This is a genomic window from Clostridium sp. (genome assembly GCF_050717635.1).
In the GTDB taxonomy this organism is placed as follows: domain Bacteria; phylum Bacillota; class Clostridia; order Clostridiales; family Clostridiaceae; genus Clostridium_AD.
The window spans coordinates 1-1,904 of the sequence record NZ_JBOITO010000028.1 but is presented as its reverse complement, the minus strand read 5'-3'; the positions used below and the strand labels follow the sequence as shown (position 1 = coordinate 1,904).

Sequence of the window (1,904 nt, the reverse complement as noted above, 5' to 3'; positions counted from 1 at the left end):
AATCGAGTAGGAGGCTAATCATTATTTGATTAGCCGACCTCTCACACCACCATGCATACCGTTCGGTACACGGCGGTTCCATAAGAACTAACAAGTTCTAAGATAATATTTCGTTATACTGATTAGACCTAGATTTTCTAGGTCTTTATCTTTATATGCAATATGCATAATTGGGCTATTTGATATTCTCCAATAGCTTCTTCGTGTATTTGCATACTCCCAAGCCTTTTGTTTGGATAGTCCTCTCTTTTTAAGTTCCTTGAATCTCGTTCTTACCCTTTTCCATTGTTTCCATATACAGAGTCGTATCCTTCTCCTTAACCATTGGTCTAGCTCTTTTGCTATTGTTTTCATGTTAGCTATTCTGAAATAATTCACCCATCCTCGAAGTTTATCTTTCAGTTTTTGGAATCTCCATTTTAGGCTTTTCCCATTGCTTCTTGATGTTATCTCTTTGATGTCTTTCTTAAGTTTTCCTATGGCTTTTGGGTGTACTCGTACTTGAATCCCGTCTTTACCTCCATAAAATGAAAAACTTAGATATTTCAGTTTCCATGGTCTGGCTACCTTACTTTTATTTAGATTTATTTTCAGTTTCAGTTTATCTTCCAGAAATTTTGTAACTGACTTCATTACTCTTTCCGCAGAACGTTCGCTCTTCACATAAATATTACAGTCGTCCGCAAAACGACAAAATCTTAGTCCCCGTCTTTCTAGTTCTTTATCCAATTCATTTAGATAAATGTTACTAAGAAGCGGACTAGCTGGTCCACCCTGCGGGCATCCAATGTCTGTCTCTGCAACCACTCCGTTTATCATTACACCTGATTGTAAATATTTCCTTATTAATCTTAATACTTTTTTATCATCTATATCCTTGGCTAGGATGGACATGAGTTTATCATGATTTACAGTATCAAAATACTTAGATATGTCAATATCAACGACCCATTTATAACCGTCGTTGATGTGTTCCTTACATTTTTCAATCGCATGGTGTTGACTTCTTCCTGGTCGGAATCCAAAACTTGTTTCTGAAAACTTTTCCTCGTAGATTGGTGTTAACACTTGAGCTATCGCCTGTTGTACTACCCTATCTACTACCGTAGGTATTCCTAGGAGTCTTTTCCCACCGTCGGGTTTATCTATTTCCACCCTACGGACTGGCATTGGGGTATAACTTTCTTCTATTAAATCCTTTTGAAGTTGGTTGTTGTTACGTTTTAGATATTCTAGTAGTTCATCCACTGTCATTCCGTCTACGCCACTACTTCCTTTATTTTTCTTCACCTTTTTATATGCTTGGTTCAAATTGTCACGGTGAAGAATTTTCTCCATTAGGTTACTAGTTTCTCGGTTCTTGTCGTCTCTTCCGTTTCTTGACGCCGAAGAAATACTCTTCACTTCTATGTTGTCTTGGATTTCCAATCCTACATCACATAGATAGTCTTCATTATGAAGTTTTCTGATTTTAACATATTTCTTTGAGTTCTTCAAAATTTCCAAAACCTCCTATAGTTAGCCCTTCCCAAATCATTTAACTGCTTTGGTACTATGGCATCTGCTGACTGCTCATGATAAATCTTGTTTCAACCACGCATCAAATTACATCTTAGCATGTCCATGAGCTCTCCCCGGGTAAGAACGCAATCTTTCTCTCCATCCATCTGCTACATTTACATAGTCTGTTTTGAATAGTTTTGGGCTTCGATTTGTTTTGCAACCTTACCCAACATTCCCATGCCTTATATGTAGTTTCTGTTCGTCAGACCAGAGATTTGCCTAGACCTTCCTTCAGATTCCTCATCGCTAAGGACACCCTTGGTGTCGGCTATGTGCTTGGCACTATCAACCCGCACTCGGGACTTACACCCGTTAGATTGCGCCCATGCCGGGCGCACAAA

Annotated in this window: 1 protein-coding gene; it reads right to left on the bottom strand. The window is 38.6% G+C overall.

Going from position 1 to position 1,904, the window contains the following annotated elements:
* Positions 1 to 87: 87 nt before the first annotated feature.
* A complete protein-coding gene (gene ltrA, locus ACREWB_RS12430; RefSeq protein ID WP_431547760.1) occupies positions 88 to 1,497 on the bottom strand; it encodes a group II intron reverse transcriptase/maturase in 1,410 nt (469 codons plus the stop codon).
* Positions 1,498 to 1,904: the final 407 nt, after the last annotated feature.